The organism is Giesbergeria sp. (assembly GCF_028686475.1).
Taxonomy (GTDB): Bacteria; Pseudomonadota; Gammaproteobacteria; order Burkholderiales; family Burkholderiaceae_C; genus Simplicispira.
Genome location: NZ_JAQUCA010000023.1, coordinates 41,793 through 49,095, shown reverse-complemented (window position 1 = coordinate 49,095; position 7,303 = coordinate 41,793). Strand labels below are relative to the sequence as shown.

The window sequence follows — 7,303 nt, the reverse complement described above, 5'->3', positions numbered from 1 at the left end:
CTACACTAGAAAAACTTTGTCTTTCTCTAAATCCGATGAATTTCACAACCTTGTCACTCATCTTTTTATACGAAAGTATAATTTAAATCTTTTATTTAGAAGTTAATAATTTTAAAAACAAAAAAAAATTGAAAACATTTGAAATTTTACCACCACCGATTTTTATATTAAGATATCTAAAATCAGCTTCTGGTGTTTCAGTAGGAATTGTGAAGTAGGTTAATTTTTCAGGAATTTGGTTGATTTTATAGGCTACTGATTGTGGACTCGATGTAATTAACGTACTCCATCCATCAGGAGTTAAGAAGAACCATGAATCCTCATAATAAAATGGAGAGAAAGTAGCAGACACCTAGGCAGCCACCCAAAAACTGGTCTTGGTTTTCCCTATAATTTCGCTAGTTGAGCGGGCCAACTGGAAATAAATATTCATGTTTCCATCAGAATTTGTTCTATAAAAAAGGTCTTTTATTTGGGCAGGAAGCACTGCTGGCTGCAGCACTAAAGATGCCATTTTTCCTCCACAAACAATAGTCACTGTAGTATTTTCTGTGACAGCAGCAGGATTAATGATAAACTGCGCTTCTGTAGCAGACGCAGGGCCAACTGTCAATAAATTGGTTGAGTTGGCGGTGCAGACAGGCAGCGCTGCTACAGCGGGCTGTGGGCTGACTTTAACCGTGGTATTAGTAGTATCGGTGGCTGCATTCCAGACAGTGGTGGACAACATGATACCTGTAAGCGCTGGGGCTGTAAAGGCACTACTGGCACAGGCATGAACAACCAAAAAAGTAAAAATCAGATTTGCTTTTTTTAGCGATTTTTTGATATTTAACATGAATATACCCATTCAGTAAATCGGACAAAATTTTAAATGAACCAAACATAGGGTTGCGCGCAACCCTACCTACGAAAGTTATTTTTCCCGTTTTTGTTAGGCGTGTGCGTGACGCTGGCTATGTATGTTTAATGGCTGAATGGCCAAGCGCATACCCATCGCTTTTAAAATAGCAGACAACGTTTTGAGTTCGGGATTCCCCTTCTCAGAAAGGGTACGGTACAAAGTGTGGGCATTAACATCCGCCTGGCGCGCTACCTCCTGCACACCGCCAAATGCCTTACTTAGGGCACGTAGCGCCAACATCAGGTCAGTCTCATCGCCGTCTTCTAGTACTGCATTGAGGTAATCGGCAGCCAATGCCGGATCTTTGCAGAACATTTCGACGGTGGCCTCTTCGTGGGTTCGATATGTTTTAGCCATTTCGCTTCTCCCAATCCTTTAACAACTTGATAGCACGGTCAATGTCGCGGCTCTGCGACTTTTTGTCGCCGCCACTCGTGAGTAGGATAAGTGTGTTACCGACATGGGCATAGTACACACGATACCCAGCTCCTACATCGACCCTGAGTTCCCAAACGCCTTCGCGTAGCGGCTTGCAATCACCAAACAAGCCCACTTCCATACGGGCCACACGCTTGATGATTGCCACCTTAGCCACCCGATCACGCAAAGCATTGAGCCAGTCTTGGTACAGGTCTCGCTCAGTTTGATCGAGGTAGTGGATGATTTGGTGCATGTTTAAATTTTAGCTTTAAGGCGAAAATTCACAAGCAATGGTACACAAAATATACAGAAATCAGAGACAACGAAAACCGCTCCCCCCGGAGGGGTAAGGCGGGTTGCACGCAACCCAACTACGAGGCTACCCAGCCGCCCCCAAAGCGCAACGATGCGTAGTAGGATAAGAGATTCCCACTACATTCCAAACTGAAGCATCATCAAAATGATGTAACACGCAGGACAGAAGGGTAGCTCCATGCCGATTACCAAACACCAGCATCACGTCGGTCGCCACGTTACCGGACTTCCGGGGGGAAGTGTTCGCGCGTGCCGCAAGCACGCTCGTCCACAAAAAACCATTTCCAACGAGACGCGCCGCACGTTTGAGATGATTTCCGCCCCTGCCAACGCACATCTGTTCACCGCTAAAGCAGCCCTTCAGGCGTTCGCACACATCATCAGCCAAAGGGGGGAGAGCAGTTGGCCACGTTCGTTACCCATGCCTTACGCCAACTGTTACAAAGCCAAGGGAGCAACCCAGACAATTTGGCCGCAGAGTTCCAAAACTGGAAGTCTCTAGGCCAAGAGGGGTTCACCCCAGAGAGGATGTCAACACGACCAAAAAGCAAACGGCCCACACGCGGTGGGCCGTTATACAAGACAGCGGCAGCAGGTGCTGCCACCACAGAGCAAAAATTACTTCTTGCCCTTGCCCTTGCCCTTGGCGGGTGCAGCAGCCACCACGGGTGTGTCCACCACGATGACGGGGGCCACCATAGAAACCAGCGCGGGGTTGTTCTGGCTGCCACGGGTCACAGGTGTCACGCCACGGGGGAACTTGACATCCTTCAGGTGCAAGGTGGCACCCTTCTTCAGCTCGCTCAAATCAACCGAGATGAACTCGGGCAAGTCCGAAGGCATACAGGTAACATCGAGTTCGTTGACCACGATGTTGACGGTGCAATGATCGACCTTGACAGCTGCCGATTCGTCTGCACCCACATAATGGACGGGCACCTTCAGGTGCAGCTTGGTCTTGGCATCGACGCGCTGGAAGTCAATGTGCAACACTTGTTGCTTGTAGGGGTGGTATTGCACATTACGCAGCACCACTTTGATAGTTTGGCCGCCCAAGTCCATGTCCAGCACGCTGGAGTGGAAGGCTTCTTTCTTCAGGGTGTGCCACAGACCATTGTGGTCCACTTCGATGGCTTGGGGCTGGGCTTCGCCACCGTAGATGATGCCGGGGGTACGGCCAGAATTACGCAGACGGCGGCTCGCACCCGTGCCTTGCATGGCGCGCTCAAAAGCGACGATGTTCATAAAATTTCTCCGTGAAAGGCGCACCGCGACCAGTGTCACCTTCGGTTGTAAAAAGGCCCTCGCCAATGCAGGAGAGGGCCAGGCTTTTTGCCAGAATCAGAACTGGTCGTTCTGGTCTGAGAACAAACTCATCACCGAGTCTCCGTTGGCAATGCGCTGGATGGTCTCGCCAATCAGCGGTGCCACGGAAAGCTGGCGGATTTTGCTGCAAGCGCTGGCGGCAGCGCTCAGGGGGATGGTGTTGGTCACGACCACTTCATCCAGTGCCGAACCCGTGATGCGTTCAATGGCGGGGCCAGAGAAAATGGGATGGGTACAGTAGGCATAGACACTCTTGGCACCGCGCGCTTTGAGCACTTCGGCCGCTTTGACCAGCGTACCAGCGGTGTCAATCATGTCGTCCATGATGACGCAGTTACGGCCTTCGATTTCGCCAATCACGTGCATGACTTCGGACACATTGGCCTTGGGACGGCGCTTGTCAATAATGGCCAAGTCACAGCCCAATTGTTTGGCCAAAGCACGGGCGCGCACTACGCCGCCCACATCGGGCGAGACCACAATCAGGTTTTCGTATTGCTTTTGGCGCAAATCACCCAGCAAAATGGGCGAGGCATAGATGTTATCGACCGGAATGTCGAAGAAGCCTTGAATTTGGTCGGCGTGCAAATCCATCGTGAGCACACGGGCCACGCCCACGGTTTGCAACAGATTGGCCACTACTTTGGCCGAAATCGGCACGCGGGTAGAACGCGGACGGCGGTCTTGGCGGGCGTAACCAAAATAAGGAATGACGGCGCTGATACGTTCGGCTGAGGCGCGTTTGAGCGCATCGACCATAATCAGCAGTTCCATGAGGTTTTCATTCGTGGGCGCGCAGGTGGATTGCACCACGAACACATCACGGGCACGAACGTTTTCTTTGATTTCTACGGTGACTTCACCATCGGAGAAGCGACTGACATCAGCGGCCCCCAAAGTGGTGCCAAGGTGCTTGGCGATGTCAGCGGCCATACCAGGATTGGCATTGCCAGTGAAAACCATGAAATCGAGAGGATTGGCTTGCATGAGCGACCCAGCAATTGAGCTGAAGTTTGTTGCCTGCATTGAGGCGAATTTGGCAGGGGAAGAAGGATTCGAACCTTCGCATGCCGGAATCAAAATCCGGTGCCTTAACCAGCTTGGCGACTCCCCTACACAGGTTTACTGAACGTTATTCAGCAAGCCTTAAATTATATACCTGAAACCCAACTGCCAACAGGATGAGTCATCAGATTTTCACATTTTTTGCTTTGCCAAGCGCTAGGGTGGCTGGCCAGAGGCTGGGTATGTGATAGCCGCGCAAATACAGCACTACCCGACCCCGTCATTATAGCATGTAATTGCTGCTCCTCCAACCAATCAACGACTTTTTTCACGTCAGGGCAGAGTTGTTCGGCCACGGGCTGCAAATCGTTGCGCCCAAACTGGTAGGGCGCGGTACAAAACTGCTCAATACTGACGGGAGCGGTGTCACGCTGCAACAGCGCAGAGGCAAAGATGGCCGGGGTTTCCAACCCAGCGGCTGGCTTGACTACGGCAAACTGGGCCGCAGGCAGGGCCTGTGCGCCAGTCAGTGGGGTGATGTGTTCACCGATACCCTCTACCCACGCTGCACCGTGGCCGCACAAAAAGAAGGGCACGTCGGCACCCAGTTGCAAGCCAATGCGGCTTAGGCTGGCACGGTCCAAGTGAAGTTGCCACAGTTGGTTGAGGGCCAGCAAGGTGCTGGCGGCATCGGAGGAGCCACCGCCCATGCCCGCTTGGGCCGGAATGCTTTTGTGGATGCCGATGTGGGCACCCAAAGGGCAGCCGGTGGCCCTTTGCAGGGCTTTGGCCGCACGCACAATTAAATCATCTTGTGGCAGCGGGGTGTTCAGGTCTTCGCGACTGATGTGGCCATCGGGGCGCAGCTCAAAATGCAGGGTGTCGCACCAATCTATCAGCATAAACGCCGACTGCAACAGGTGGTAGCCATCGGCGCGGCGGCCTGTGATGTGCAAAAACAGGTTGAGTTTGGCCGGGGCCGGAACATCGTACAGGGCTTGCATGGACTGAGAATTTAGCGCTCAAAAGTGATACGCAAGGAGGTTTGTGGCTCGGGGTGCCAGCGTGTGGCATTGAGGCGGCCTTGGGCGATGGCGCTCAAATCGGTACTCCAACCTTCTACCGGCGTGGGCAAGCCCGAGAGCCAATCAAACAGTGCCGTGACCGGAATGGCGGCACCGGTGCCGCGTTCTAGCAGTGCCTCGATAGAGTCGGCTTGTTCGGTGCGCTCGCCGGTGTTGAGTTGCGCCCCTTGGGGATTCCAATGCAGTTGCGCCAGCGTGCTGCCCAAGGGGCTGCTCAGTTGCAAGCTGCCGCTGTGGGCGTTGCCTTGCAAGTCGAAGGCGGCAATGAAGGAGCGCGAAGGCTGGTCTTGCACTTGCACCGCCAAACGGCCATGCCAAACGGTGTGTAGTGCGGCATCGGGCAAGGCGGGGGGGCTGGGGGGCTGGGCGCAGCCGGACAAAACCAGCGCCGTAGCCACTGCGCCGCAGCACAACAGCCGACGCGGCCACACCGCAGAGAAAGCCGCCAGCGCTGCCATCAGGGGCGCACGCCAAAGCGGCGCAGGGTTTTGAGCAGGGTTTCGTTATCGCCTTGCAGGCGCAAGCCCTGTTGCCAGATGGCACGGGCGCGCTCGGGTTGCTTCATCGTCCAAAGCACTTCGCCCAAATGGGCGGCAATTTCGGCATCGGGGCGGCGGGCAAAGGCCGATTCGAGTAGGCGCAGGGCTTCGGTGTGTTCGCCTAGCCGAAAATGCACCCAGCCCAAGCTGTCGATGATGAAGGGGTCATTGGGGGCATGACTGAGGGCGGTTTCTATCAGGGCTTTGGCTTCTTTGAGGCGCAGGCCCCGGTCGGCCAAGGAGTAGCCCAAGGCGTTGTAAGCGTGCTGAAAATCGGGCTGGCGCTCGATAATTTGGCGCAGCAGGCGCTCCATTTCGTCCAAACGCCCCAGTTTGTCGGCCAGCATGGCGTGGTCGTAGAGGAGTTCGTTGTTGTCCGGGTCTAGCGCGGCCAGTTGGGCTTGGATTTCGTAGGCCGGGGCGTATTGTTTGGCATCGCGCAGCAATTGGACTTCGGCTTGCAGCTTGAGCTGCTCTTCTTGCGCGTTTTGCGTGGGCAGTTGGCGCAGCAAAGCGCGGGCTTGGGGCAATTTGCCTTGGCGCGCCAACAAGGCCGCGCGTTGGGTTTGGGCGATAAAGCGGTCTTCGGGGTGCTGAATTCGGTTGAGCCACGCATCGGCTTGGTGGTACTGGCCGCGTTTTTCGGCGATTTGGGCGTGCAGCAGATAGGCTTGGGTCAGGCTTTTGTTAAGCTTGTTGTCGGCAGCTTCGGTGCTGGCCGTCAGGGCCATGAATTTTTCTAGCGCTGCTTCGGCCTCGGGCAATTGGTTGTTTTGCAATGCTACTGCCGCCAACAAAAACCAAGCCTCGGATTGGTCTGGGGTTTGGCTGGTCAGGGTGTTCAATTGCGCTTGGGCATCGGCATGGCGCTGGGTGGCCAATAGCCAGCGCGTATAGGCCAAGCGCAGCGGAGCGCTGGCTTGGGGCTGGGCAAAATAAACATCCACCAGCGCGCCAGCAGCCAGCTCGCCGCGCTCTAACAATTCCAGCGCCAGCAGGGCGGTAGCCTCATCGTCTGGGGCCAGTTTTTGGGCTTGTTGCACGGCTTGCACTGCGCCAGACAGGTCTTCGGCTTGCAAGCGCAGGCGGCCTAAGGCGGCCCATGCTGCCACGGCGGTATGCTCCTGCGCCAAATACGGTGCCAGCACCGGCTCTACCAAACCCAGTAGCAAGGGCTTATCAGGGATGCGCCGGTACAGAGTGGGCAGCGCCAGCAAGGCACTGGCTTGGCTGGCGGCGGGGGTGTTGGCCAATTCTTGTGTCAGGGCCGGGATGGAATCACGCACCCGGTTGAGGGCCACCAAAATTTGCAGCACGTAGCGGTTGGCCTCGACCGATTCGGGCCAGGCTTGTTGCCAAGCGCGTGCGGCAATCAAGGCCGACTCGCCCGAGCGCGCTTGCAGTGCAATATTGGCCGCGCGTTGGTAGAGTTTTTCGTCCTCGCTGTTGCGTGCCGCCTCTAGCATCAGGGCAAAGCCGGTGGCGGGGTCGCCACTGCGGGTGGTCATTTCGCCCAATAAAATTTCGTAAAAAGTTTCTGCATCCAGCATTGGCCGTCGCAGCTCTTGCAGCGCTTGGCGCTGCTGTGCGCTCGCCGAAGGCGATTTGGGCACCGCCGGGCCAGCCAACGCCAGCTGGGCGGAGCTAGTAAAAGCAGCAACAAGTGCAGAAAATAAAAAACGATGGATACAGGAGGCCATGAACCATAA

General features: G+C 55.0%; 9 protein-coding genes and 1 tRNA gene. All 10 read right to left on the bottom strand.

Going from position 1 to position 7,303, the window contains the following annotated elements:
• Positions 1-91: 91 nt before the first annotated feature.
• Positions 92-352: a hypothetical protein gene (locus PHX60_RS13315; RefSeq protein ID WP_300078591.1), complete on the bottom strand. Its 261-nt coding sequence runs from the start codon at positions 350-352 to the stop codon at positions 92-94.
• The gene (locus PHX60_RS13310; protein WP_300078589.1) at positions 353-838 is read right to left on the bottom strand and encodes a hypothetical protein; all 486 of its coding nucleotides are present in this window, start codon (positions 836-838) and stop codon (positions 353-355) included.
• A gap of 96 nt (positions 839-934) precedes the next feature.
• The gene (locus tag PHX60_RS13305) at positions 935-1,261 is read right to left on the bottom strand and encodes an addiction module antidote protein (protein WP_300078587.1); all 327 of its coding nucleotides are present in this window, start codon (positions 1,259-1,261) and stop codon (positions 935-937) included.
• Positions 1,254-1,577: a type II toxin-antitoxin system RelE/ParE family toxin gene (locus tag PHX60_RS13300; RefSeq protein ID WP_300078584.1), complete on the bottom strand. Its 324-nt coding sequence runs from the start codon at positions 1,575-1,577 to the stop codon at positions 1,254-1,256. Before PHX60_RS13300 ends, PHX60_RS13305 begins: the two co-directional genes overlap by 8 nt.
• Before the next feature lie 680 nt (positions 1,578-2,257).
• The gene (locus PHX60_RS13295) at positions 2,258-2,884 is read right to left on the bottom strand and encodes a 50S ribosomal protein L25/general stress protein Ctc (RefSeq protein WP_300078582.1); all 627 of its coding nucleotides are present in this window, start codon (positions 2,882-2,884) and stop codon (positions 2,258-2,260) included.
• Positions 2,885-2,980: 96 nt separating this feature from the next.
• The gene (locus tag PHX60_RS13290; protein WP_300078580.1) at positions 2,981-3,952 is read right to left on the bottom strand and encodes a ribose-phosphate pyrophosphokinase; all 972 of its coding nucleotides are present in this window, start codon (positions 3,950-3,952) and stop codon (positions 2,981-2,983) included.
• Between the two features lie 50 nt (positions 3,953-4,002).
• Positions 4,003-4,079: transfer RNA gene (locus PHX60_RS13285), tRNA-Gln, on the bottom strand.
• A 37-nt stretch (positions 4,080-4,116) separates the two neighbouring features.
• Positions 4,117-4,974 (bottom strand): 4-(cytidine 5'-diphospho)-2-C-methyl-D-erythritol kinase, encoded by an 858-nt coding sequence (gene ispE, locus PHX60_RS13280; RefSeq protein WP_300078578.1) that lies wholly within the window; start codon positions 4,972-4,974, stop codon positions 4,117-4,119.
• Between the two features lie 11 nt (positions 4,975-4,985).
• Entirely contained in the window at positions 4,986-5,513 is a 528-nt protein-coding gene (locus tag PHX60_RS13275) for an outer membrane lipoprotein LolB (protein WP_300078576.1), read from the bottom strand.
• Positions 5,513-7,207 (bottom strand): tetratricopeptide repeat protein, encoded by a 1,695-nt coding sequence (locus PHX60_RS13270; RefSeq protein ID WP_300078574.1) that lies wholly within the window; start codon positions 7,205-7,207, stop codon positions 5,513-5,515. Before PHX60_RS13270 ends, PHX60_RS13275 begins: the two co-directional genes overlap by 1 nt.
• Between the last annotated feature and the right edge of the window lie 96 nt (positions 7,208-7,303).